Here is a 24,505-nt window from a genome sequence, read left to right as displayed (position 1 = left end):
CGTGAACGGCTGGTGGGTGGCCCCCAAGTACCGCCGCTGGCAGGAGAGCAGCAGCCACGAGCAGGTCGAGGCCTCGACGCGGTGGATGCTCGTCGCATACGCCTGGCTGACGGTCGTCGGCTTCGTCGTACAGCTGATGCCGAACGCGGGCCCCGGTGCTCTTCCCCTCACGCTCGCCTGGGCGGTCTTCGGGCTGGGCCTGGTGCAGTGCCTGCTGTGTACGGGCGCACTGCACCAGGCCATCGACAGCTATCTGGGCACTCGCAGCGTGCCGGACGCCCGGCTCCCGGCCGCGCTGGTGGGGGCGATGACCGCGCTGACGGTCGCGCTGGTCGCGGTCGACGCGGTCGAGGGCGGGCTGAACGTCGGCCTGGCGCTGCACGGGACGCTGGCGCCGTTCGCCGTGACCTTCGGTGTGACGGTGCCGCGGCGCGTGGCGGCTCTAGCACTGTGCGGCTTCCTCGCCGTCGCGTTCGCCGCGCTCGCCGCGACGGCGATGCCCTGGGCGGGTGTGCTGGCGGCACTGGTCGTGACGGCTCTCGGCGGTCTGCTCTCCGTCTTCACCGGCCGGTCCTCCGCCTGGTACATCGCCGTCATCAGGGAACTTCAGGAGGCGCGCGGCGTGCAGGCGAGGCTGGCCGTCGCCGAGGAGCGGCTGCGTTTCAGCCGGGATCTGCACGATGTGATGGGACGGAATCTGTCGGCGATCGCGCTCAAGAGCGAGCTGGCCGTGCAGCTGGCGCAGCGCGGGGCGTCCGCGGAGGCGTCCGTGGAGCAGATGACGCAGGTGCAGCACATCGCACGGGAGTCACAGTCGGAGGTGCGGGCAGTGGTCCGCGGCTACCGCGACGTCGACCTGCCCACCGAACTCGCCGGCGCCCGGGGCATTCTGCGCGCCGCGGGGGTGGACTGCCGTACCGACAACGGCGGTTCGCGGCTGCCCGCCCCCGTCCAGGCCGCGCTCGGCTGGGTCGTACGGGAGGGGGCCACCAATGTGCTGCGGCACGCGGACGCGACGTGGTGCACAGTATGGGTGGGTACGGACACCGCTGGCGGCAGTGCTCTGCTGGTGATGGAGAACGACGGCGTACGCACCCCGGCGGGCGACGGCGCCGGCGGCGGCCGTACGGGCTCCGGGCTCGCGGGACTGCGGGAACGCCTCGACGGGGTCGACGGCATGCTGCGGGCGGTGCACGACAGCGAGAGAGGTGCGTTCCGGCTGACGGCCGAAGTCCCGCTCACAGCCGAGGGCGAGAGCAGCAGGAACGGGAAGGACACGGCGGAGTGAGCGGCGGGCAGGGCGGGCCACGGCCTGGCGACGACGAACGCGGCGTACCGGGCGGCGGAGTGAACGGCGGCATCCGCGTCCTGCTGGCGGACGACGAGCATCTGATCCGGGGGGCTCTGGCGGCGCTGCTCGCACTGGAGGAGGACCTCACGATCGTCGCCGAGGCGGCGTCCGGTCCGGAGGCGGTGGCGATGGCCCGCGCGCACGCGCCCGATGTGGCCGTGCTGGATCTGCAGATGCCCGGCGCGGACGGCGTACAGGTCGCGACCGAGCTGCGCGACCAACTGCCGGCATGCCGGACCATGATCGTGACGAGTCACGCGAGGCCGGGGCATCTCAAGCGTGCGCTCGCGGCGGGCGTTCGGGGCTTCGTGCCGAAGACCGCCTCGGCGCAGCAGCTCGCGGAGATCATCCGGACAGTGCACGCAGGATCCCGTTACGTGGACCCGGAGTTGGCGGCGGACGCGATCAGTACCGGCGACTCGCCGCTCACCGCCCGCGAGACGGAGTTGCTGGCGCTGGCGGCGAACGGGGCTCCCGTAGCGGAGATCGCGGAGCGCGTCTCGCTCACGCCGGGGACGGTGCGCAACTACCTCTCGGCGGCGACCGCGAAGCTGGGCGCGGAGAACCGGCATGCGGCCGCCCGCATGGCGCGCGAGCGGGGCTGGCTCTGAGCCGCCGCCGGCCCGCGTGGCCGCACCAGGAGCGCAACACCCCACACAGGCGGACGAATTCGGACCATTCAGTGTTCGGGCCTCAAGCCGGGGCAAGCATTCCGGAGTCGGATATCCTTCTCTATCTCTTGCTTACCTCTATGCCAATTCTCAAAGATTGAGGTTTACTTGAGATTGGCGAGCGGAAGACCGTATAGAGCCTCTGACCAGTAACATATTGGTCCAGGCCACAATCACTCGTGGCATAAAGCTGTCGCGCCGCCTTGCAACAAACTGTCACGGATTCCTCTTCTGCCGCGCATCCCGTGCTGGCATCTTCATCCCTGCGGAAGCGAACCTGGGCATTCACGGGGAGGCAAGCGTGCGCTAGACCCGCTTCGCTGCAGTTTACGGTGACGACCGAAAGCTCAACCGACGGGGGACCCGCGCCCGGTGACCACCCTGAGCTTCCTGGCTTCGACCACTTTCGCGAGGAACAGCCAGTCACGTCTGACAAGCTCGGAGGAATCCCATGCTGGAAGAGAAGCTGAACGTTCAAATTCAGGACCAGCTGCACGAGGAGCACGCCGGCGAGATCGCCGAAGAGGCGGCTCCGGTCCTCGCCACCCCCGCCCTCGCGGGTGCCTTCGTCGGCGGTGCGGCCGTCGTGACCGGCGCGTACGCCGCCGGCAAGGCCGTGGGCTGACCACTGGCACATTTCCCGGCCGGCCGACTCGGTCCGGCTGTCTACCCCCTCTTCCGGTGACAAAGGCGCTCCGGGAGATCCTGAACAGAACAGGAGTGCGCACATGATCGATGTGACTTCGCACATCAACGAGTCTGCGGAGCTCGACGCTGTCGAGATCACCGACGCCGAGGGTGTCGTCTTCACCGACTACACCCCGGTGCTGGCCACCCCCGGCGCCTTCCTCGGTGGCGTCGCCATCGCCTCGGCGACGGTTGCGGCCTTCGAGCAGGGCCAGGGCTGATCCCGGCTCCAACCCGTTGATCAATCGGCCACGTGGTACCCCCTTCTGCGCGGCCGGATGAACTCGGGGCTCTGCCCGGTCGGCCGGTCCTGACACCGGCCGACCGGGTAACACCATCATCGATGAAGATTTCTTTCAAGTCGGCCCAGACCAACTGCCGCGCATTTCCTCACTCTTTCCTCATTCTCCGCACTTGTCTTCGGACTTGCCCGCAAACCGGTGTTTGCTACTGACTTCGCACCACGCCCTCCTGCCATTCACCCCGCACCAGACCGCCACCCCCCACCCGGGACCCCGGCACCGAGGAGACCGACGTGAAATCGCTTGCTAAAAAGCTGACCTCGACATTTCTCGGGCCGGTCCCGATCTCCCGCAGTCGGGCGCTTGCCGTTTCCGAGCGGCTGACGGCGGTGACGTCACTCACATCGAGTCTCGAATACATCACCCACCAGCGGCAGATACGCCGCGGCGGGCTCAACGACTGGACCATTGCGCGCGGCATGCACGCGTCGTCCACCCGCCCGACCAGGCGCATTCTGGACGCCGTCGGACACCCGAAGACGACGCGTGCGCTGCACATCGCGCGAATTGCGGCGAGTGCGGCGCTGCTGGCCCCGGGAAACGCCCGCTGGCGCGGCGCCGCCAACATGTTCCTCGGCCTGAGCAACGCGGCCCTCTATCCGCGGCACCGCTACGGCACCGACGGCTCCGACCAGGTCTCCTCGTTCGTGCAGACGGCCGCCGGGCTCGCCCGGCTCTCGCGCCAGCCGGCCGTGCAGGACGCCCTGTTGTGGTACGTGGCGCTGCAGGCCAACCTCTCGTACCTGGTCTCCGGCTGGGTGAAGCTGCTGGGGGAGCCCTGGCGGGACGGTTCCGCGCTCAACGGCATCATGCGGACCCGTACGTACGGCCACGAGGGCATGTGGAACCTCACCAACCGCTATCCCGTGCCCGCCCGTTACCTCGCGCACGGCGTGCTCGCGCTGGAGTGCCTCTTCCCTGTCGCGTACCTCAAGGGCGGCGCACTGGCACGGCCCGTCATGGCGAGCGCCGCGGCGTTCCACGTGGCCAACGGCTACTTCATGGGGCTGGGCCGCTTCATCACCGCGTTCGAGGCGATGCACCCGATGGTCGCCTACACCAGTGCCCCCAAGGACCACCCCGCGGTGGCCGGACGCGACGACCGGATGCTGAAGGCGACGGCCGCCATGGCCGCCACCGGTGTGACCATTGCGGGGTTTCTCGCGGCGATGCGCCGCATGCGGGCCACCGACCCGTGGCCGCACGGCAAGGTGCTCACCACCCGGCACGGCAACGAACTCCACTACAACGAGCGGGTGTCGGAGGACGCGAAGGCGCCCGTGCTGGTCTTCGGCACCGGCATGATCTCCACCACGGAGCACTTCGGCTGGATCACCGACAAGCTCGTCGAGGAGAGCGACTACGGGCTCATCTCCTACAGCCGCGCCGGCTACGGGCCGAGCAAGCGCCGCAGCACAGGCATCTACACCCTCCAGGAGTCCGTCGACGACCTGATCGACCTCGTGCGGAACGGGGTCGCGGCAGACCGCGACGTATACCTCGTCGGACACTCACTCGGCGGTGAGATCGGGCGGCGCGCGGCACTCGAACTCGGCGACCGCGTACGGGGCGTGATCTATCTCGACAGCTCGCACCCGGACGAGCTGACCCGGTCCAAGCAGCAGCAGGAGGCCGCGGACCGGCTCAAGGACGGCCTGAACATGTTCACCCGCAGCCTGCAGACCGGCCTCGGGGCCACCCTCGTACGTCCGAAGTGGGTGCACGACCTGCCGGCCGAGGTGCGCAGCCGCGCCTTCGCGCAGTACGCCGACAGCAGGCTGTGGCGGGCCGGGATGCGTGAATGGAACGCCACGGACGAGGACTTCCGGCGCTTCAGCGGCGATCTGCCCGCGATCGGCACGCACGCGCTGGTGCTGTCGGCGCAGCGGACCGTGGACCGCGACCCCGAACAGCTCCTGATGCACAACGAACTCGGCGCGGCACACCGCGGAGAGGGACGGGTCGTCCGCAACTCCGTGATCGAGGGGGCCGACCACGACACCATGCTCACCGACGCACGCCTCGGCGGGGACGTGGGGCGCCGGATCCTGGGCTTCCTCAAGGAAATTGAGGGCCTCAAGGAAATTGAGGGCCTCAAGGAGATGGAGGGCCGGCACGGCGAAGACGGCCGTCCCGGCGGGAGCAAGGGCAACGAGTCCAAGGAGGCACGATGACCAGCACACCGGGCGGCGTACGGTCCGCTCTCTCCCGCGCCTTCACCGGGCCGGGCGGCCTCACCCGTGCCGCGGGGGCGGCCCTGCTGCTCGGCACGCTCTCGGCCCAGCACCCGAACCCGCTGTTCAACAAGGCGCAGAAGATCGACATCTTCTCGGGGCTCTTCCCCAACTGGCGGTTCTTCGCGCCCACTCCGGCTCAGCACGACTACCACATCCTCTACCGGACGCTGAACCGCGAAGGGGAGACCTCCTCCTGGCGGATGGTGGAGGTCATCGTGGGCCGCAAGCTCCCGCAGATCTTCTGGTTCCCGGGACGGCGCCCCGAGAAGGCGATCTTCGACATCGTCACCGAACTCATCACCCAGCTGGACAAGGGCTTCAGCGGGATGATGAAGCTCCCCTCCTACCGGATGCTGTGCGCGTTCCTGCGCCACCGCATCCGTGAGGACGGAAGGGCTGAGGGCGTGAAGGGCTTCCAGTTCACGCTCGTAAGGGCCACCGGCTTCGAGGAGTCCGACCCGGAGGTCGTCTTCGTCTCCCCGTACACCCCGATGACGGGGCCGGGGGAGACGGTGGGCGGCGACGGCGGCGCCTCGGGCTCGGGGCCGTCCTACGACTCGCACATAAGGGACGACTCGCGCGGGGAAGTACCCGCACAGCCGGCCTGATCAGCACCGTTTCCCGGAAGGGGTCAAGCACATGTCCACTGGCTCGATCATCATCTCCGTCATCGCCATCGTCATCGTCGCGGCCATCGCGCTGAACGTCTCGAAGAACAGCAAGAAGAAGTAGGCACGGGCCCCGGCAAGCGGAAGGCCGCACATCACGAGACCGAGAGGGGGCCCTGATGAGCTCTGTGGACGACATAGGCTACGGGCGGCAGTTCGGAGACTTCTACGACCGGATCTTCCCGAGCGGCGCCTACACCGAGCCGACCGTACGCAAGCTCGCCTCCCTGCACCCCAGCCCCGGTGACCGCGCCCTGGAACTCGGCGTGGGCACCGGCCGGGTGGCGATACCCCTGGCCCAACGGGCCTTCCCCGTCACCGGTGTCGACTCCTCGCCCGAGATGCTGGAGCAGCTGAGAGCGAAGTCGAAGGAGGCGGAGGCGGACGTCGAGGCGGTGCACGGCGACATCCGCAAGTACATGGACGAGGCGGAGTACGGGCTCGTCTACTGCGTCTGCGCGACCCTCTCGATGATCCTGGACGCCGACGACCAGCGGGCCACGGTCCAGGCCGCCGCCGACCGGCTGGCTCCCGGGGGCACCCTCGTCATCGAGACGTCGAACCCCGAAGGCCTGCGCGTACTGCACGAAGGCCGGCAGCGCACCTCGTACTTCATCCCCTACCCGGAGCCGAACACGGGCCTGCTGACGTACTCCACCGTCTTCGAGGACAAGAGCCTTTGGCACGCGTCGCACATCTGGTTCGAGGACGGCAAGTCCTCGATCGGCTCCGAACTCGCCCGGCTCACCACCCCGGAGGAGGTGGACGAGTACGCGGCAGCCGCCGGCCTGAAGCCGGTCGACCGCTGGGCGGACTGGGTGGAGACGCCGTACGCCGACGACTCCCCCATGTTCGTCAGCACCTACACGGCGAGGTGACACCGGCATGAGCAGCACCCTGGAGGCGAAGGAAACGTCGGAATCCACAACTCCCGACGTCGACGGTCCACTTGAGCATCTGGGACCGGCGCACGCGCGCAGACGGCGCGGCGGCGCCGCCCCGGCCGCCGTGTGGTATCTGTCGCGACGCCACCGGGGGCTGCTCGCCGCGGGCGTCGTGATCGGCCTGATCGGGGTGACGGCGCAGCTCGCGCAGCCGTACGCGATCGGTGAACTGATCAAGCAGGCGGGGGCCAAGGAGCCGCTGACCATGGCGGTCCTCGTCCTCGTGGGGCTGTTCTGCGTGGACGGCGGCTTCTCGGCGCTTCAGTCGTATCTGATCGGCAGGGCCGGCGAGAACATCGTCTACGACGTGCGGATGCTCCTCACCAGGCGGCTGCTGCGCGTGGACCTGTCCGCGTACAGCAAGCAGCAGCAGGGCGACGTCCTCACGCGCACGGTCTCGGACACCTCGCTCGCGAAGATCGCGCTGTCGCAGAGCCTGGCGCAGCTGGTGATCAACGGGTTCACGGTGGTCGGCGGCGTCGTCGTGATGTTCCTGATCGACGTGTGGATGATGCTCATCACGCTCGCCTGCCTCGGCATCGCCAGCGGCGTCTCCCTGGTGCTGGCGCGCAGCGTGCGCCGGGCGGCGGTGGTCAACCGCGAGGACACCAGCGCCTACGGCTCGGACGTGCAGCGCGTGCTGTCCGCCCTGCCGACCGTCAAGGCCTCCCGCGCGGAGGACCGCGAGACGCAGCGGATAGGCCTGCTGGCCTGGCGTACCCGGAACTCCGGGGTACGCGTCAACGGCCTCAACGCGCTGTTCATGCCGGCGATGAACGTCGGTACGCAGGCGGCGCTCGCGGTCGTCGTCGGGGTCGGCATGACCCGCGTGACCCGCGGGACGATGTCGATGGCGGATCTCACCGCCTTCGTGATGTATCTCTTCTACATGGTCTCGCCCCTGGTGCTGTTCTTCCTGGCCATCGGCCAGTTCCAGCAGGGGCGTGCGGCGATCCGCAGGGTCGACGAACTCACCACGCTCCCCCAGGAGGGCGGCGTGCTCGACAGGATGCGGCACCGGCCGAAGCCGCCGGTCAAGTCGTCGCTCGCGGAGGACCAGGAGGCAGTCGAATTCCGCTCGGTGCGCTTCACCTACGGCGGTGAGGGCGGCGGAGGCAACGGCGGCAACGGGGCGGGTGGAGACGGCGGAGACGGCGAAGGCGGCGGCGAACAGCCGGCCGAGACGCTCTCCGACATCAGCTTCTCCGTGGCCGCCCGCGGCATGACCGCGGTCGTCGGCCCCTCCGGCGCGGGCAAGACCACCCTCTTCCAGCTGATCGAACGTTTCCATGCGCTGGACTCCGGAAGCATCATGGTCGGCGGCAAGGACATCGAGACGATGCCGCTCGCGACGCTGCGCGGGCTCGTCGGCTACGTGCAGCAGGACACGGCGGCGATGCGCGGCACCGTGCGCGAGAACGTCGTGTACGCGCAGCCCGAAGCGCGCGAGGAAGACATCCGGGAAGTCATCGAACTGGCCGGTCTCACCAGGGTCGTCGGCGATCTGCCCGACGGCCTGGACACCGAACTGGGCGATCAGGGCAGCGGACTCTCCGGCGGCCAGCGGCAACGTCTGTGCATCGCCCGCGCGCTGCTGCAGAAGCCGGCAGTGCTGCTCCTCGACGAGGCCACCTCGCATCTGGACTCCGACTCCGAGCGGGAGTTCCGCGAGACGCTGCGCAAGGTCTCCGCCCGCTGCGCCGTGATCGCGATCGCGCACCGCATCTCCACCGTCATCGACGCCGACAAGATCGTGGTGATGAACGAGGGCCGCGTGCAGGCCACCGGCACGCACGACGACCTGATGCACAGCGACCCGCTCTACCACCGGCTCGCCAACTCCCAGCTGCAGGCGGCCACTTCGGCGGCCTTCTGGCCCACGCCCGGGCAGCACGGTCAGCACGGTCAGCACGAGCAGAACGGGCAGCAGCAGGCGCAGCACTGGCCGAACGCGAACGCGAACCCGAACGCAAGCGGGAACGGGAACCCGCACGGCAACGGAAACGGCAACGCGAACGCAAACGGCAACGCGAACGGGAACGGGAACGGGAACGGGACGCAGGCGGCGCCGAACGGCACGCCCGTCGGCGGTTCACGGTGACGCAGACCGCCGATGCCGCCATCGTCGGCACAGGCCCGAACGGGCTCGCAGCCGCGGTGACTCTGGCGCGGGCAGGTCTGCGCGTCGAACTGCACGAGGCCGCCGGGACCATCGGCGGCGGGCTCCGGGGCGAGGCGTACTTCGACAGCGACGTGCGGCACGACGTGTGCTCCGCCGTCCATCCGATGGCCGCCGCCTCGGCGTTCTTCCGCGAGTTCGACCTCACCGCCCGCGGCGTCGAACTCCTCGGCCCGGACATCGCCTACGCACACCCGCTGGACGACGGACGCGCCGGCCTGGCCCATCCGGACCTGGACGCCACCTGCGACGGGCTCGGCGCCGACGGGCCGCGCTGGCGGCAGCTGATGGAACCGCTGCTCCAGCACAGCACGGGCCTCGTGGACTTCTTCATGAGCGGCCAGCGCTCCGTGCCGCGCGACCTCGCCGCACCCCTGCTGCTGGCGGCGCGGCTGCTGCCCCGCCGGCTGATCGGCGGCTTCCGTGGGGACGTCGCACCCGCACTGCTCACCGGGGTCGCCGCGCACGCCGTGGGCAAGCTGCCGTCCCTCGCTTCCGACGCCGTCGCGATGCTGCTGGGACACCTCGCACACGGCACCGGCTGGCCGCTGCCGCGCGGCGGAAGCGAACGCATCGCCCAGGTCATGGCCGACGACGTCCGCGCGCACGGCGGCACGATCCACACCGGCTCCCGCATCACCGGCCTGAGCCAGCTCGGCCACGCCCGCGCCGTCCTGCTCGACACCACGCCGACCCAGCTGCTCGCCCTGGCCGGGGACCGTCTCCCGGCGAGCTACGCACGGCAGTTGAGGCGCTTCCGGTACGGACCCGGCGCGGCGAAGGCCGACTTCCTCGTCTCGGAGCCCGTCCCGTGGACCAACCCGGACGTCGGCCGCGCCGGCACCGTCCATCTGGGCGGCAGCCACACCGCGATCGCCCGTCAGGAAGGTCTGACCGTACGGGGCGAGGCCACCGACGAGCCCTTCGTGCTGCTCGTCGACCCGGCGGCTACCGACCCCGGCCGGGCGAGCAGGGGCAAGCGGCCCGTGTGGGCGTACGCGCATGTGCCGAACGGCGATCCGCGCGACCCGGTGGCCCTCGTACGCTCACGCATCGAGAAGTACGCGCCCGGCTTCGGCGACACGGTCATCGCGGCACGCGGCGTCCCCGCCAGTGACTACGAGACGTACAACCCGAACTACGTGGGCGGCGACATCGGCGCCGGCGCCATGACGCTGTACCAGTCGCTGGCCCGGCCGGTCCCACGGCTCGACCCCTGGCGTACGCCGCTGCCCGGCGTCTTCCTCTGCTCGGCCTCGGTGGCGCCCGGGCCCGGCGTGCACGGCATGTCCGGCCATCTGGCGGCGCTCTCCGCGCTGCGCCACAGCTTCGGCGTGCGCGAGGCACCGTCGCTGAGACCCACGGCGGCGGCCGGCCCGGGCTGAGGTCCGCCGGACCGAACCGGACCGAACCGGACCGGTGCAGTGCGGGGCGGTCCGGTGCGGTGCGGACCGCCCCGCACCGGCCACTCCCACGCCCTCAGATCCAGCCGCGCTCCCGTGCCAGCAGCGCCGCCTGCGGCCGGTTGCCCGCACCGAGCAACTGCATGAGGTCGGCGATGTAGCGCCTGTACGTGCGTACGGACACGCCCAGATCTCGCGCCCCCGCCTCGTCCTTGCCCCCGGAGCACATCGCGCGCAGCACCATCCGCTCCAGCTCTGAGGGCGCGTCCTCCTCCACGGCTCGCCACTCGCCGAGCAGTGCCCCCAGGTCCTCCGACTCCGCCCAGATCGACTCGAACAGGGCGAGGATGTTGGAGACCAGACCGCTCTCCTGCGCGAACAGCGCGCCCCGCGCGGTGTCTTCGGGATCGACGGGGACGACGGCGGTGCGGCGGTCGTACATCTGGATCTTCGCCGTGGTGTGCGTGACCAGCCGCACGCGCGCCCCGTGCGATTCCAGCTCCCGCAGATGCGCCACCGTGGGCGGGTGGTCGAGTGCCTTGCGGACCAGCACCGTACGTACCGACAGGCCCCGTCGCAGGCAGCGCAGCACACGCGGGCGCGCCTGCTCGATCTCCTCCTGCCGCAGGGCCACGGCCGGTTCGACGAGGGCGACCTCCTCGCGGGCGAAGAACGCCAGGTCGTCGATGCGGTCCCGGATCTTGGGAGGGTCGGTGACCTGCTCGATGCCGACGACAGCCGGCTCGCGCACCTCGCCCCGCTCCGCGCGCAGGGACGCCACCAACGGCTGGAGCTGCGTGACGCGTTGCAGCTTCTCGTGCAGTTCGTGCAGACGCAGATCCAGCAGCCTGGCCACCGCGACGTCCGGGTCGGCCGCTGCCAGCCCTTCGGACTGACGGCGCAGCAGGCCCAGTTCGCGCAGCCTGCGCAGCTCCCTGCGGGCCGCGTTCGGCGGCAGCCGGAGCTGGTCGATGAGGCCGTCGAGCCCTATGCCCGGCTCACGGAGACAGAGTCGGTATATGTGTTCCTGCTCCTCGGTGAGACCGAGATAAGACATCTCGTTCGTGCCCAAGGTGATTCCCCCTGTCCGGTCGCCCGCCAGGACCCGTGCACATGGGCGGTCGTCAAAGCTTGGGAACCCACATGCCTGAACAGGCTTCCGAGCATAGAAAAAACGAAGGCGTCCAACACCCCTGTGAGAAAGACCATTACGAAAGTCCCCTTCGTATGGTGCGCATCTGCCCCCGTATGCACCGTCATGGACGGAGGATTCGACTCCGGTAAATTCTCCGTGCGTTCAGCACGTAGATCGCTGCGGGGTCAGCGCAGCGGCCAGGTCCAGTCGAGCCCGGTGAGCATCCGGTAAGCCTCCGCGTACTTCGTGCGAGTCGCTTCCACGACCTTCTCCGGCAGCGGCGGCGGGGGCTGTTCGCTGCTCCTGTCCCAGCCCGACTCGGGCCCGGAGAGCCAGTCGCGCACGAACTGCTTGTCGTACGACGGCTGTGCCTTCCCCGGCTCCCACTGGTCCGCGGGCCAGAACCGGGACGAGTCGGGGGTGAGCACCTCGTCCCCGAGCACCAGCCCGACGTCCGAGGCGGCGGACACGCCGATCCCGTCCTCGCCGTCGCCCGTTCCGTGACCGAACTCGAACTTCGTGTCGGCGAGGATGATGCCGCGGTCCAGGGCGACGTCACGGGCGCGCTGGTAGATCGCCAGCGTCAACTGGCGGAGCTGGGTGGCGGTTTCCGCACCGACCTCGCGGGCGACATCCTCGTAGCTGACGTTCTCGTCGTGGTCGCCGACCGCGGCCTTCGTGGCGGGCGTGAAAATCGGGCCGGGCAACTCCGAGCCGTCGGTGAGCCCTTCGGGCAGCGCGAGGCCGCAGACCGTACGGGACTGCTCGTACTCCGCGAGGCCCGAACCGGTGAGATAGCCGCGGGCGACACACTCCACCGGGATCATCCGCAGCGAGCGGCACACCATGGTGCGCCCCGCCCAGTCGGCCGGCGCTCCCGCGGGGACTTCGGTGCCGACGACGTGGTTGGGGACGAGGTCGGCGAGCTGCTCGAACCACCACAGGGAGAGCTGAGTGAGGATCCTGCCCTTGTCCGGGATCTCCGTCGGCAGCACCCAGTCGTACGCCGAGATGCGGTCGCTGGCCACCATGACGAGATCGCCCGCCTCGTTGCGGTACAGATCGCGCACCTTGCCGGTGTGCAGATGCAGCAGGCCGGGGACCTGCACGGGGTCGGGCTTCTCCACGAATCCGGACACGGGTCCTCCGCCGTAGGGTGTGCGCTTCAGCTCCCGATTGTCCCGTACGGGGGCTTCGCACACCTCCCGGGGCCCTGCGTAAGGGCCACCGGCGCCCGCCGCTCAGCCGATCTTGCTGACCCTGTCGAGGAGGTTGGCCGTGGCCCGCTGGACGCGGGGATCGACATGGCCCGGCCGGTCGAGCGCGGGCGACCAGGCGAAGGTGCCGGAGCAGAAGACCAGCGCGCCGGACGGGGCGCGGTAGAGAGACGTCTCCTGGTGGCGGCGGGTGCCCCGGGTGTCCTGGTACGGGGAGTGCGCGAGCAGCACACGCTCGGAGTGCGCGGGCAGGCTCGTACGGGGGAAATAGCAGTCGGCCTCCCCCGCGACCAGGCCGGGCAGTTCGTCGCCCTCGGACGCTCCGGTGTACTCCCACAGCCAGTGACCGCTGTTGCGCACCACCAGTGGATACGGGTGGGGCACCTGCCCCGCGTACTGGATGCCCAGCACGCGCTGCTCCGGCTCGCCCTGGGTGCGCCACTGGGCGGCGCGGCCGGGGCCACGGCGCTTGCGGCAGGTCAGCAGCCGGTCGGGGGCGCCGCCGGGCAGCGGGTCCAACTGCACCTGCCAGAACATGGTGTTGGCGGAGAGGAAGACCAGCGATGTGCCGGAGTCACGGGCCCGCTCCACGGAGCGGCGCATGGGCACCGTCCAGTACTCGTCGTGGCCGGGGAAGATCACGCCGCGGCAGCCTGCCGGATCGACGCGGCCCGCGTGCAGATCGCGGGCGTCGGCGTAGGCGAGGTCGTAGCCGTTGCGCTCGGCCCAGCGGATGAAGTCGTAGGCGTGGCCCACGTGCAGGGGCAGGCCCGCTCCGGCGTAGGGGCGGTCGAAGGAGACCGTGACGGCGGCGTCGGCCTCGCCCAGCAGACGGCCCTCCTCGTCCCAGGCGTGGTAGAGGCTGGCGCCGGTGCGGCCGTTCTCCGGGAAGAGGTTGTACGCCTGCCAGGTGATGTCGGGCAGCACGAGGAGAAGGTCCGCGGGGGTGCGGTCGCGGACGGTGAAGGGGATGTGCGACCGGTGCCGTCCGTCGGCGGTGGTCAGGACGGCGACGTAGGCGCCCGTGGACCAGTGTTCGGGGATCTGCAGGCGCCAGGAGAGCCACCAGTGGTGGCAGGAGACGGTCTTGTCAGCGGTGAGCGGGGCGGGCTGGCTGATGCCGGACAGGCGCGGGCTGGTGGAGATCTTGCGGGCGCCGTCGCCGCCGTAGTGGCCGATCCGGTAGATGTCGACGCCGAAGGGCTGGGGCGGGTCGACGGTGATCCGGAAGTCGAGGGACTCGCCGGGGGCCGTGCCGCCGTCGCTCCCGGCGAAGCCCTTGATCTGGCAGTGCAGATCGTCCGCGGTGCGGGGACGGCCGACACCGGGGCTGCGGTGGATCCGCTCGCCCGAGAGCACGTCTTCGAGACCGGTGTGGTCCACATACCAGGGGACCATGCGGCCGTTGTCGAAATACTGCTCGCCGAAGCGGAGCCAGGGGAGCGGCCCCTGCCCGAACGGGTCCGTCACGGCGTGCGCCAGCGCCCCGGACTCCCAGCGCCGGATGTGCTGCTTCTCCGGCTGTCGCCGGCCCGGCTGTTCCTGTCGCGGCTGTTTCTGTCTCGGCTGTTTCTGTCTCGGCTGCTGCCCCGGCTGGTCTTCGCCCGGCTGCTGCTTCCCCGCTTGTTCCTGCCCCACCGGTGACCCCACCCCCACTTCTCGTCGTCACCCCCGACGGCGTCACCCCATCACATTACGCGAGCGCCACGTCACCCCACGGCATCAGACGAGGCGGACGGGCTTGTCCGGCCTGACCCCTGCCGCGGCCATCCACTCCCGCAGCGGCCGGCCGTCGCCGTCCTCGACGAGCTCCAGTACCGGACCCGTCAGGTCCGCCACGCGCGCCCCGTCGGCGAAGAGCGCCGGACCGTCGAGCCAGTCCAGCCCCGGTGCTGCTCCGGCGCTGTCCACGGCCGCGCAGCAGATCACCGCGGTGACGTGCTCCGTCATCAACTCGCGCCCGCTGCGCGGCGCCTGAAGGGGAAGCCCCATGGGCGAGACACCGGCCCCGCCTCCCGTGCCCGGGCCCGCTCCCGCTATGAGCGGCGCCACGAGCGCGTCCTCCCACGACTCGTGAGAGGTCTCGCGTGCGACCGCGGCACCCAGGCGGGCGGCCAGCTCCTCCGTACGAGCCTCCCCGTTTCCCGCGAGCCACTCCATGATCCGGGCCGGGGTGGCCCGGCCGTCCGCGGCGCCGCTGCCGGGCCGGTCGAGGGCGTCGAGGTGTGTGAAGAGGCGGGCCGCCCGGGTGCGCCAGATGCGGTCGACGACCTCCTCCGGATACGCCTGCCAGTCCACCGGCGCCCAGTCCGGACCCGGCTCCGGCGGCCCGCCGTGGAAGAGGCGGGCGGCGAGCAGCGAGACCGCCTCGTCGACGGCGCCGGGCTGGTCCAGCAAGTCGCAGGCGGGCCTCTCACCCAGCCGCGAGGTGAAGCCCTCCGCGAGCCTGTCCCGGTGGGAGAGCTCCGTGAGCGCGGAGACCACCCCGGCGTCGAGCCGGGCGGGCCACCTTCCGATGCGCCAGGCGGGAAGCGCGACCCGCGTGAGCAGCCTGTCCCAGCCCGCGTATGCGAGGCCGACCTGCTCCTGCGCCGCCGTACGCAGCGCGTGATCCACACCCTGTGCACGAGCGGCCGCGGCCGCGGCGACCCCCCGCTCCATCTCGGCCGCGTGCGACGCGCACGCGCGGAGCATCAGCCGGGCGCTGCCGCCCGCGAAGCGGACGCCTGCCCGCTTCGCCCGCCCGGGCCCCCGCCCCGTCTGCGCCTTGTCGGCGACAGCGACCGCGGCGTCCAGCCCTCGCACGAAACGGCGGGCCGCGGCTATGTCCGGGTGCGCGGAGGGCCCCGTGCCCGCGACCACGGGCGCCAGCAGGGCGCGCAGCTCCGCGACCCGCATCCACCACAGGAACGGCGAGCCGATGACCAGCACCGGGGCCGGCCGCCCCCGCGTGCGGTGCGAACGGTCCTCCAGCCAGCTGTCGCAGTCCGGCGTGAGGGCCACCGCCGAGGGCACGGGGACCTCCAGCCGCTCGGCCAGATCCCGCACAAGCTCGTACAGATCCGGGGCGGAGCTCTCCTCGACGGGGACGGTGGGAGAGACGGCCGGCCGGGACCGTGCGATCACGGCCGCGACGCCCGCGGCCGTCGCAAGCACCAGCACCGCGACCCCGCTCAGCGCCAGCCGCACGCCTGCCCAGCCGGCGCCGGCGCGCCCCGTCGCCTCCGCGGCGAGGAGGATCACCGCGGCCGCTGCGGGCAGCAGCGCGAGAGCGAGTGCCGTGCCGCGGATGCGGAGCACGGAGAGAGCATGCGATCGCGCAGAGCGCGTACCTGTCTGGCGGCCCACCACGAACTGCTCACCCCCATCACGACGTGCCCGGATTCCCGGACTTCGGTGGTCCCACTGTGGCACCGCGCGCCGCCACCGCAACGTGCGCGGGGCCAGCCGGGACACAGCCGGGCCCAGAGGGTTTCCCGCCCCAGCCCTTCCGCACGGGCCCCCAGGGAGTAGCCGGGAGAGCTCTCATGCGGCTTGCGCGGAACCCTAGTTGGGCCCCTCACACCCGTCAGCCGCTCCGCTGTCCGGTCACTCGATGGAATGGCTTTGGGCAGAGCTCTTGCGTCAGCGGGGGGTGAGAGGGGTGTCCGCACCCTCCCCATGTGCCCCTTTTACGGCGTTCCCGGCGGCCCTGGCCGCGATGTCCGTACGGTGGTGCGAGCCGTCGAGCCGGATCCGCCCCAGTGCCTTGTACGCCCGTTCGCGCGCACCCGAGAGGCCGGCCCCCGTCGCCGTGACGGACAGCACGCGGCCGCCCGCGCTGACCACCCGGTCCTCCGCGTCCCGCTTGGTGCCCGCGTGCAGCACGTACGCCTCCGGCGCGTCCTGCCGGGCCACCGCGTCGAGCCCTTCGATCACATCGCCCGTACGGGGCGCCGCCGGGTATCCCCGTGCCGCGACGACGACGGTGACGGCCGCCTCGTCGCTCCAGCTCAGCTCCGGGAACCCGGCCAGCCGGCCGGTGGCCGCGGCGTGCAGCAGCCCGGCGAGCGGCGTCCGCAGCCGCGCCAGTACGGCCTGGGTCTCCGGGTCGCCGAAGCGCGCGTTGAACTCGATCACGCGGACACCGCGCGAGGTGATCGCGAGCCCCGCGTACAGCAGCCCGGAGAACGGCGTCCCGCGGCGCCGCAGTTCGTCGACGGTCGGCCTCAGCACCGTCCGCTCGATCTCCCGCACCAGCCCCGGGTCCGCCCACGGAAGCGGTGAATAGGCGCCCATGCCCCCGGTGTTGGGGCCCTCGTCGCCGTCGTAGGCGCGTTTGAAGTCCTGCGCGGGCTGGAGCGGCACCACGGTCTCGCCGTCGGTGACCGCGAAGAGGGAGACCTCCGGGCCGTCCAGGAACTCCTCGATCACGACCCGCTCGCAGGCGTGCGCGTGCGAGCGGGCCTCCTCGATGTCGCCGGTCACGACGACTCCCTTGCCGGCGGCGAGCCCGTCGTCCTTGACGACGTACGGCGGGCCGAAGGCGTCCAGCGCCACGTCCGCCTCCTCGGGGGTCGTGCAGACGTGGCTGCGGGCGGTCGGAACACCGGCCGCCGCCATCACGTCCTTGGCGAACGCCTTGGAACCCTCCAGCCGTGCTGCCTGGGCCGACGGCCCGAACACGGCGATCCCGCGGGCCCGCACGGCGTCCGCGACCCCCGCGACGAGCGGTGCCTCCGGCCCGACGACGACGAGGTCCGCGTTCACCTGGGGGCTCTCCGCGAGCGACGCGACGGCGGCGCCGTCCGTCGCGTCGACGGCGTGCAGCGTGGCCACCTCGGCGATTCCGGCGTTGCCGGGCGCGCAGTGCAGCGCGGTGACCTCGGGGTCGAGCGAAAGAGAGCGGCACAGGGCGTGTTCGCGGGCGCCGCCGCCGATGACCAGAATCCTCACGGGAGCAGCCTAGACGCCGCCTTCCGGCGCCTTCGCGGGGCACTCTTTCGAGTGAGAGCGGAATCCGTCCTATACCTGAACAGTGCACAATTCCGTGGGAATTCGGGCGCGAAGTGGTGTTGCGCCCCCTCTTCCGGCGGTAGGAAGGGCCCTTCGGAGCCCGAAGCTGTCGTGGTGCGTGTGTTGTGGGGTGTGACGGTGAGCAAGCCGGAGATGCGGCCCGGAGCGGGACGGGCGTTCCCGCTCGGTGACTGGGGCGAGCCGGGGGAGCGCCTGGACGAGCTGTACGTATGGGTGGAGCAGCGTGCGCTGTTCATCGCCGACTGGTATCTCTCCGACCGCACCTGGAAGCGGCGCGGAGCGCGCGCCCTGCGCGCAGGAGCCGCCCTGGGGGCCACCGCCGCCGCGGTGCTGCCGCTGCTGGCCCTGACGGGCACGCTGCCCGTGCGGCACGCCGCGTGGGGTTATCTGGCACTGCTCGGCGCCCTGGTGTGCGTGTGCGCGGACCGCTGCTTCGGGCTGACGACGGGCTGGATCCGGGACGTCTCCACGGCACAGGCGATCCAGCGGAGGCTGGAGACCCTGCAGTACGACTGGGCGTCGGAGTCCGTGCGCGAGATGCTCGGCCCCGCGGAAGGCGGTGCGGGCGAGGCAGCCGAGCGCGGTCTGACGCTGCTCCGCCGCTTCACCGAGGACGTCTCGGAGGTCGTACGGGCCGAAACGGCCGACTGGATGCTGGAGTTCAGGCCCGGGTCCTCGGCGTCTGCCACCGGCCAGCCAGCCGTACCCGCCGTACGCCCGGCGGAGGTCTGCGCCGCCGCCCAGAACGTCCTCCGCCTGCCGGCCTCCCCCGGCTTCCGCCCCAGCATGCCCCGCCAGCGCCCGCCCGAAGGGCCCCTCTGAGCACCCCTTCTGAACACCTTCAGCACCGGCCTCTAGCTGAAGACGATCATCGATCCCTGAGCCAAGCTGCGCGTGGCGGCCGCGTGCAGGCCCAGCCACACGTGCCGCTCCCTCGCGAACGGCCCCTCCCCGTAGGCGACCGGCGTCTCCGCCGGCTCCTCCAGGTCCGTGGGGCGCGACGGCGACTGCGGCGCGGGTGGCGGCGCCGCCGGGTCGATGCCCAAGTACGGTGCCACGGCTTCCAGTTCGCGCAGGAGGCCGTGGCTGGAGCCGAGCGGACCGCCGCCGTCCAGCAGTTCGTCGGTGACCAGCGGCTCGGCGAAGTCGACGGGCACGTACGCGCCGGCGTGGTCGAAGTGCCACACCAGATGGGACTGCTGCGCCGCCGCCTCGAACATCTCCAGCAACTGCTCGTAGTCGCCGCCCAGTTCGTCGACGGGCGCGACCTCCAGGCCGCACACGGCCAGCAGGTGCGCGCGGCGCAGGAAGTGCAGCGCGTCGTAGTCGAAACCGGCGACCGGCGCGACGTCCCCCGACAGGCCGGGCATGTAGTTGAAGACCGGGACGGGCGGCAGACCGGCATCCGTCAGCGCCTTGTCGTACGCAGCGATCTCCTCGGCGAAGGGATTGTCGGGACTGTGGCACAGCACGTCGACGAGGGGCACCAACCAGAGATCACATGCCAAGGAATTCTCCATCCTCCCCTTCGCGGCCGGGGGACTCCCGGCCAGGTCGCAACAGCGTAATGCCCTGCCCCCGGGGTGTGTTCACCCCGCGAGCGCCAGCGAATGCCGGTGGTAGCCGTCCACGATCTGGCGGGTCGCCGCCGCGTCCTCGCGCTCCACCGCGTCCACCAGCACCCGGTGCCCCGCCCACAGCCGCTTCGCCATCTCCTGCTCCCTGCGCAGGCAGGGCACGCTGTAGACCCAGCACTGCACGCGGAGCCGGTCGAGGAAGTCGCAGATGTACCGGTTCCCTATGACGTCGCCCAACTCCCGCCAGTAGCGCAGGTCGTAGCCGATGAGCACGTCGAGGTCGCCGGCGCGGGCCGCACGTACGGCGGCCTCCGCCCGGCGGCGCACGGAGGCGAGGACGGCGGCGTCGAGGGCGACCACCGGCACCGGCCCCTCTTCGGAGAAGTAGCCGTGGAAGAGGCCGTCCAGGACCACCATCCGCGCCTTCACCATCGAACGGTAGTCGTCGATGGTGAACTCGTGGACGCGGAAGCCCCGGTGCTGCTCAACGTCCAGCAGACCCTGCGCGGCCAGATCGACCAGCGCCTCGCGTACGGGCGTCGCGGACACCCCGTACTGCTCGGCGATCTCCTTGACCGTGAAGTGGCTCCCGGCCGGGAGCCGCCCGGCCAGGATCTCGTCACGCAGAGCGCTGGCGATCTGCGCGCGCAGGGTACTTCGCTTGATCATCACCCGGCGGTCGTGTGGGCGTCCGCGGCGCCGAGCGCCTCGTCGAGGACGGCCAGTCCCTCCTTGACCTCCGCCTCGCTGATGGTGCACGGCGGTACGACGTGGGTGCGGTTCATGTTCACGAACGGCCACAGTCCGCCGCGCTTGCAGGCGGCGGCGAACTCGGCCATCGGCGCGTTGTCCGCGCCGCTCGCGTTGTACGGAACGAGCGGTTCGCGGGTCTCCTGGTCACGTACCAGGTCCAGCGCCCAGAAGACGCCCATGCCGCGCACCTCGCCGACCGACGGGTGGCGCCCGGCGATCTCCCGCAGGGCCGGGCCGATGACGTTCTCACCGATCTGCGCCGCGTTCTCGACGATGCCCTCCTCCGCCATGGCGTTGATCGTCGCCACCGCGGAGCCGCACGCCAGCGGATGCCCGGAGTAGGTGAGCCCGCCGGGGTACGGACGCCGGTCGAAGGTCGCGGCGATCTCGGCGGAGATGGCGACTCCGCCCAGCGGCACATAGCCGGAGTTGACGCCCTTGGCGAAGGTGATCAGGTCCGGGGTGACGCCGAAGTGGTCGGCGGCGAACCACGCGCCCGTACGCCCGAAACCGGCCATCACCTCGTCGAGGATGAAGACGATGCCGTGCCGGTCGCAGATCTCGCGGACGCCCGCGAGGTAGCCGGGCGGCGGCACGAGGACGCCGGCGGTGCCGGGGACGGTCTCCAGGATGACCGCGGCGATGGTGCCCGGGCCCTCGTAGGCGACGGTCTCCTCGAGGTGTGCCAGGGCCCGGGCGGACTCCTGCTCCTCGGTCTCGGCGTAGAAGTGCGAGCGGTACAGATGCGGACCGAAGAAGTGCACGGCGCCCGCCGCGCCCGTGTCGTTGGCCCAGCGCCGCGGTTCGCCGGTGATGTGGATCGCGGCGGCGGTGTGGCCGTGGTACGAGCGGTAGGTGCTCAGCACCTTGGGGCGGCCGGTGTGCAGCTTCGCCATACGGACGGCGTTCTCGACGGCCTCGGCACCGCCGTTCGTCCAGAAGATCTTGTCGAGGTCTCCGGGGGTGCGCTCCGCGACGAGCCGCGCGGCCTCCGCCCGTACGTCGACGGCGAATCCGGGCGCCATGGTGCACATGCGGGCCGCCTGCTCCTGGATGGCGGCGACGACCTTGGGGTGCTGGTGACCGATGTTGGTGTTGACCAGCTGCGAGGAGAAGTCGAGGTAGCGGTTGCCGTCGTAGTCCCAGAAGTACGAGCCCTCGCCGCCCGCGACGGGCAGCGGTTCGATCAGCCCCTGCGCGGACCAGGAGTGGAAGACGTGCGCGCGGTCGGCCGCCCGTACGGCCTGGCCGGCGGCCGGGTCGGGGACGGTGCCGGCGGGGCCCGCGGCAGGGGTCGACGGGTTCGTACTTGTGCTCACGTGGTGGCTCCTCAGCTCGGGGAAAGGCGCCGGGTGGGACGGCCCACAGCCTAGAGGGTGCCCCAGCAGGGCAATCAACACCGCTGTACCGCTCTGTCCTGGCTTGTTCCGGCCCGGACCGCCAGGCTCCGCTCGCAGGGGCGAGTGCGTGCCGCTCTCACGGCGAGTGCATGGTCTCCCCAGGGGACTCACGGGGAGTGTCACGCGGAGGGTGCGGCGAGTGCGGGCCGTGCCGGGGGCGCCGCTGCCGCACGATCATCCGCACTCCTCCCCGCCGCCGGCTGCGCCCGGCGTTGTCCGTACGCCGGTAGCGCACGTCCACGACGGTGAGATCACGCACGTAATCCACCTCCTGGATCTTCCAGGAGAGCGGCTTCCCCAGCCGTTCCCTCACGAAGCTGTCGATCGCCTCCGGTTCCGTGACCGCCTCGTCGACGGTCACCAGTGCCCGCTGCGTGCGGGCGAACAGCCGCGGGTGCCCCGCGAGATAGACCACCACGACCGGCAGGCCGCACAGCATGCCCGCGAGCACGAGACTCACGTTCGGCAGACCGGAGATGAGGCCGAGGACGAGGTTCGTGAAGTAGTACGCGATCTCCTCGCTCTGCATGGACTCCGACCGCAGCCCGACGATCGACAGCACTCCGATCAGACCGAACCCCAGCGCGATACCGCCCTTGTCGCCGCTGCGGCCGAGAGCGGCGGCGAGTGCGAAGACCGAGACGTTCAGTGCGAGATAGCCGGGGATCAGATCCCGTCGCCGGTGGCGCGGGTAGTAGACGGCGAAAGTCAGCACGGACACTGCGGTGAGGTCGAGGGCGAAATGGGAGAGGATCTGGCTGATCACGTCCATGCCGGGAAAATAGGGGAACCGGCGAACAGAAGGATCTCCACTGTCTTCACCCCACCGATAAGGGCGAATTGAGAGCTTGTCATCTCAATTGATGCCCCTTCGGTACGCCCCCGGGCAGCCGGTAAACGCGTTATCGGATCGGATCCGGGCCTACGCCCAACTCGCACGGCCCGCCACCTTATTCTCGTTGCAGTCGAATCACCCGGGGGGAAGAGGTAGGCGAATGAAGCGGCTCAGCGCCGGTGACCCGCACTGGATCGGCGACTACCGGCTGCTCGGCAGGCTGGGCGAGGGGGGCATGGGCCGGGTGTACCTGGCCCGTTCCAGCCGCGGCCGCACGGTCGCGGTGAAGGCCGTGCAGGACGAACTGGCGCGGCAGCCCGACTTCCGCCGCCGCTTCGCGCTGGAGATCACCGCTGCCCGCAAGGTGGGCGGCGACTGGACGGCGCCCGTGCTGGACGCGGACACCGAGGCGGCCACGCCGTGGGTCGCCACCGGCTACATCGCCGGGCCGTCCCTCTCCGAGGTCGTCGACGAACAGTTCGGGCCACTGCCCGCGCAGTCGGTCACGGCGCTCGCCTCGGGGCTGGTCCGCGCGCTGCACGACATCCACGGGGCCGGGCTGGTCCACCGCGACCTGAAGCCCTCCAACGTCCTCATCACCATCGACGGCCCGCGCGTCATCGACTTCGGCATCGCACGCGCCCTGGACTCCGCGGTCCAGTCGGCGGGCGGGCTGACCCGTACGGGAGCGCTCGTCGGCTCGCCGGGCTTCATGTCGCCCGAGCAGGTCCGGGGGCTGCAGACCACACCGGCCAGCGACATCTTCTGCCTCGGCGCGGTGCTCGCGTACGCAGCGACGGGACGGATGCCGTTCGGCACCGCCGACAGCGGGGTGCACGCGCTGCTCTTCCGTATCGCGGAGGAGGAGCCCGAACTGTCCGGCCTGGACGGCCCGTTGCGTGACATGGTCGCCGCCTGTCTCACCAAGGACCCCGCCCGGCGGCCCACGCTGGAGACGCTTCTGCAGCACACGGAGGGCGAGCTCAAGGGCACCTGGCTGCCGGGCGAGGTGCTCGCGCAGCTCGGACGGCACGCCGTACAGCTCCTGGACAGCGAGGACCCGGAGAGCGCCGAGGTGCCGAGACACACGGCAGCGTCCGCATCCGCGCCCGCATCCACGCCCGCCCCGGCGCCGGCCGGGCCGGCCGCGCCGCCGGTGAACTCCACGCCGCCGCCCGCGAATTCCGCTCCGTCCACGCCCCCGCCGGCCGGCCTGTACGGTCCGCCCGCCAACTCCCCGTACTCGACGCCGCCCCGGCAGCCCCAGCCCTGGCAGCCAGGCTTCCCGCAGCAAGGGCCGCAGCAGGGGCCGCCCGCCGCGGGCGGCCGCCGCCCCGCGCAGCCGCCGCAGCCCGCACGCTCGCCACGCAAGCTCTCGCAGTCCTTCACGGTGCTGATGAGCCTCCATCTGCTGGTCGGCGTCATCGGGTTGACCGTGGACATGTTCGTGATCAGTGCCCTCGACGCGTCAGTGCTCTACACGTCGGTCGAAAACATCGACGGCTACGGCGGGCTGCAGGGCGCCACGATCGCCGTCGAGGTCATCGGCTTCCTGCTGGGTGTCACCGTGATCGTGCTGTGGTGCACGTGGTTCTGGCGGGTGCGGGTCAACGCCGAGACCTTCTCGCCGGGCGGCATCCGCTACTCGTCGGCGATGGCGGTCGGCTCCTGGTTCATCCCGGTGTGCAATCTCTTCATGCCCAAGCAGGTCATGAACGACGTGTGGTCGGCGAGCAATCCGGCCGTGCCGAACTGGTACGGCTACGGGCCGCGTCCGCCGGTCCGGCGCGGCCTCGTCAACACCTGGTGGATCTTCTGGCTCCTCTACCTGTGCTTCTTCTCGTCCAACTGGGAAAGCTGGTACGACCAGAGCAGCATCTCGAACGCGGAAGAATCCGTCGCGATAACCATGTTCATGGATTTCTTCGGCATTCCGGCCTCGATCCTCGCCATGGTCCTCGTCTCGCGGCTCACCTCCATGCAGGACGAACGCCTCTCCGGACGCGGCAGCAGCTGACTTCGCCCGGCAACCGACCGTTGACGCGCGGGAACGGCCGACGGAAGCCGCCGCCGCGACCATCAAACGGGAACGCGTTGGCAGCCCGGCTGTGACCTTCGTGACCGACAGTG

The 24,505-nt window shown here is 70.9% G+C and carries 20 protein-coding genes; 11 read left to right on the top strand and 9 right to left on the bottom strand.

Features of this window, described 5'->3' with window-relative positions; translation table 11 throughout:
* Position 1 precedes the first annotated feature (1 nt).
* The 9 genes from ACSMXX_RS16740 (at position 2) to ACSMXX_RS16700 (ending at position 10,424) form a co-directional block, all read left to right on the top strand.
* Positions 2-1,288 (top strand): sensor histidine kinase, encoded by a 1,287-nt coding sequence (locus tag ACSMXX_RS16740; protein WP_473179510.1) that lies wholly within the window; start codon positions 2-4, stop codon positions 1,286-1,288.
* Between the two features lie 59 nt (positions 1,289-1,347).
* Positions 1,348-1,962, top strand: coding sequence for a response regulator transcription factor (locus ACSMXX_RS16735; protein WP_473184814.1), 615 nt, complete (start codon positions 1,348-1,350; stop codon positions 1,960-1,962).
* A gap of 511 nt (positions 1,963-2,473) precedes the next feature.
* Positions 2,474-2,647, top strand: a complete 174-nt coding sequence (locus tag ACSMXX_RS16730; RefSeq protein WP_473179509.1) for a hypothetical protein — start codon at positions 2,474-2,476, stop codon at positions 2,645-2,647.
* A gap of 103 nt (positions 2,648-2,750) precedes the next feature.
* Positions 2,751-2,930 carry a hypothetical protein gene (locus ACSMXX_RS16725; RefSeq protein WP_473179508.1) on the top strand — a complete coding sequence of 60 codons (180 nt, stop codon included), beginning with the start codon at positions 2,751-2,753 and terminating at the stop codon, positions 2,928-2,930.
* Positions 2,931-3,244: 314 nt separating this feature from the next.
* Complete coding sequence (locus ACSMXX_RS16720; RefSeq protein ID WP_473179507.1) at positions 3,245-5,185, top strand: alpha/beta fold hydrolase; 1,941 nt, start codon at positions 3,245-3,247, stop codon at positions 5,183-5,185.
* Positions 5,182-5,856 carry a hypothetical protein gene (locus ACSMXX_RS16715; protein WP_473179506.1) on the top strand — a complete coding sequence of 225 codons (675 nt, stop codon included), beginning with the start codon at positions 5,182-5,184 and terminating at the stop codon, positions 5,854-5,856. Before ACSMXX_RS16720 ends, ACSMXX_RS16715 begins: the two co-directional genes overlap by 4 nt.
* Positions 5,857-6,035: 179 nt before the next feature.
* The gene (locus tag ACSMXX_RS16710) at positions 6,036-6,794 is read left to right on the top strand and encodes a class I SAM-dependent methyltransferase (protein WP_473179505.1); all 759 of its coding nucleotides are present in this window, start codon (positions 6,036-6,038) and stop codon (positions 6,792-6,794) included.
* Between the two features lie 7 nt (positions 6,795-6,801).
* On the top strand, positions 6,802-8,961 hold the full coding sequence (locus ACSMXX_RS16705) for an ABC transporter ATP-binding protein (protein WP_473179504.1): 2,160 nt from the start codon (positions 6,802-6,804) through the stop codon (positions 8,959-8,961).
* Positions 8,958-10,424 carry a phytoene desaturase family protein gene (locus ACSMXX_RS16700; protein WP_473179503.1) on the top strand — a complete coding sequence of 489 codons (1,467 nt, stop codon included), beginning with the start codon at positions 8,958-8,960 and terminating at the stop codon, positions 10,422-10,424. Before ACSMXX_RS16705 ends, ACSMXX_RS16700 begins: the two co-directional genes overlap by 4 nt.
* Positions 10,425-10,518: 94 nt before the next feature.
* Here ACSMXX_RS16700 and ACSMXX_RS16695 read toward each other — a convergent pair whose 3' ends face one another.
* From ACSMXX_RS16695 to purD, 5 genes are all read right to left on the bottom strand, one after another.
* Positions 10,519-11,514 (bottom strand): helix-turn-helix transcriptional regulator, encoded by a 996-nt coding sequence (locus ACSMXX_RS16695; protein ID WP_473179502.1) that lies wholly within the window; start codon positions 11,512-11,514, stop codon positions 10,519-10,521.
* A 248-nt stretch (positions 11,515-11,762) separates the two neighbouring features.
* Complete coding sequence (locus ACSMXX_RS16690; protein ID WP_473179501.1) at positions 11,763-12,716, bottom strand: phosphoribosylaminoimidazolesuccinocarboxamide synthase; 954 nt, start codon at positions 12,714-12,716, stop codon at positions 11,763-11,765.
* Between the two features lie 102 nt (positions 12,717-12,818).
* A complete protein-coding gene (locus ACSMXX_RS16685) occupies positions 12,819-14,300 on the bottom strand; it encodes a N,N-dimethylformamidase beta subunit family domain-containing protein (RefSeq protein ID WP_473184813.1) in 1,482 nt (493 codons plus the stop codon).
* A 216-nt stretch (positions 14,301-14,516) separates the two neighbouring features.
* Positions 14,517-16,142 (bottom strand): hypothetical protein, encoded by a 1,626-nt coding sequence (locus tag ACSMXX_RS16680; protein WP_473179500.1) that lies wholly within the window; start codon positions 16,140-16,142, stop codon positions 14,517-14,519.
* A gap of 276 nt (positions 16,143-16,418) precedes the next feature.
* Entirely contained in the window at positions 16,419-17,729 is a 1,311-nt protein-coding gene (gene purD, locus ACSMXX_RS16675) for a phosphoribosylamine--glycine ligase (protein WP_473179499.1), read from the bottom strand.
* A gap of 198 nt (positions 17,730-17,927) precedes the next feature.
* On the opposite strand from purD, the gene ACSMXX_RS16670 reads away from it, so the two are divergent.
* Positions 17,928-18,632 (top strand): SLATT domain-containing protein, encoded by a 705-nt coding sequence (locus tag ACSMXX_RS16670; protein ID WP_473179498.1) that lies wholly within the window; start codon positions 17,928-17,930, stop codon positions 18,630-18,632.
* Positions 18,633-18,664: 32 nt separating this feature from the next.
* Here ACSMXX_RS16670 and ACSMXX_RS16665 read toward each other — a convergent pair whose 3' ends face one another.
* From ACSMXX_RS16665 to ACSMXX_RS16650, 4 genes are all read right to left on the bottom strand, one after another.
* Complete coding sequence (locus ACSMXX_RS16665; protein WP_473179497.1) at positions 18,665-19,318, bottom strand: hypothetical protein; 654 nt, start codon at positions 19,316-19,318, stop codon at positions 18,665-18,667.
* Between the two features lie 81 nt (positions 19,319-19,399).
* Entirely contained in the window at positions 19,400-20,056 is a 657-nt protein-coding gene (locus tag ACSMXX_RS16660) for a GntR family transcriptional regulator (RefSeq protein WP_473179496.1), read from the bottom strand.
* A complete protein-coding gene (locus ACSMXX_RS16655) occupies positions 20,056-21,459 on the bottom strand; it encodes an aminotransferase class III-fold pyridoxal phosphate-dependent enzyme (RefSeq protein WP_473179495.1) in 1,404 nt (467 codons plus the stop codon). Before ACSMXX_RS16655 ends, ACSMXX_RS16660 begins: the two co-directional genes overlap by 1 nt.
* A gap of 157 nt (positions 21,460-21,616) precedes the next feature.
* Positions 21,617-22,312 (bottom strand): DUF4956 domain-containing protein, encoded by a 696-nt coding sequence (locus ACSMXX_RS16650; protein ID WP_473179494.1) that lies wholly within the window; start codon positions 22,310-22,312, stop codon positions 21,617-21,619.
* Between the two features lie 223 nt (positions 22,313-22,535).
* On the opposite strand from ACSMXX_RS16650, the gene ACSMXX_RS16645 reads away from it, so the two are divergent.
* Positions 22,536-24,392 carry a protein kinase domain-containing protein gene (locus tag ACSMXX_RS16645; RefSeq protein ID WP_473179493.1) on the top strand — a complete coding sequence of 619 codons (1,857 nt, stop codon included), beginning with the start codon at positions 22,536-22,538 and terminating at the stop codon, positions 24,390-24,392.
* The last annotated feature ends 113 nt before the right edge of the window (positions 24,393-24,505 follow it).

The organism is Streptomyces sp. DSM 116795, from assembly GCF_055792905.1.
Note: the sequence above shows the minus strand (reverse complement) of the source record. Positions and strands in the feature narration are given on the sequence as shown.

Excerpts from the sequence above, each read along its gene's own strand:
- ACSMXX_RS16730 (WP_473179509.1), top strand. The coding sequence starts at position 2,474 with ATGCTGGAAGAGAAGCTGAACGTTCAAATTCAGGACCAGCTGCACGAG.
- ACSMXX_RS16725 (WP_473179508.1), top strand. The coding sequence starts at position 2,751 with ATGATCGATGTGACTTCGCACATCAACGAGTCTGCGGAGCTCGACGCT.
- ACSMXX_RS16715 (WP_473179506.1), top strand. The coding sequence starts at position 5,182 with ATGACCAGCACACCGGGCGGCGTACGGTCCGCTCTCTCCCGCGCCTTC.
- ACSMXX_RS16710 (WP_473179505.1), top strand. The coding sequence starts at position 6,036 with ATGAGCTCTGTGGACGACATAGGCTACGGGCGGCAGTTCGGAGACTTC.
- ACSMXX_RS16705 (WP_473179504.1), top strand. The coding sequence starts at position 6,802 with ATGAGCAGCACCCTGGAGGCGAAGGAAACGTCGGAATCCACAACTCCC.
- ACSMXX_RS16660 (WP_473179496.1), bottom strand. The coding sequence starts at position 20,056 with ATGATCAAGCGAAGTACCCTGCGCGCGCAGATCGCCAGCGCTCTGCGT.
- ACSMXX_RS16650 (WP_473179494.1), bottom strand. The coding sequence starts at position 22,312 with ATGGACGTGATCAGCCAGATCCTCTCCCATTTCGCCCTCGACCTCACC.
- ACSMXX_RS16645 (WP_473179493.1), top strand. The coding sequence starts at position 22,536 with ATGAAGCGGCTCAGCGCCGGTGACCCGCACTGGATCGGCGACTACCGG.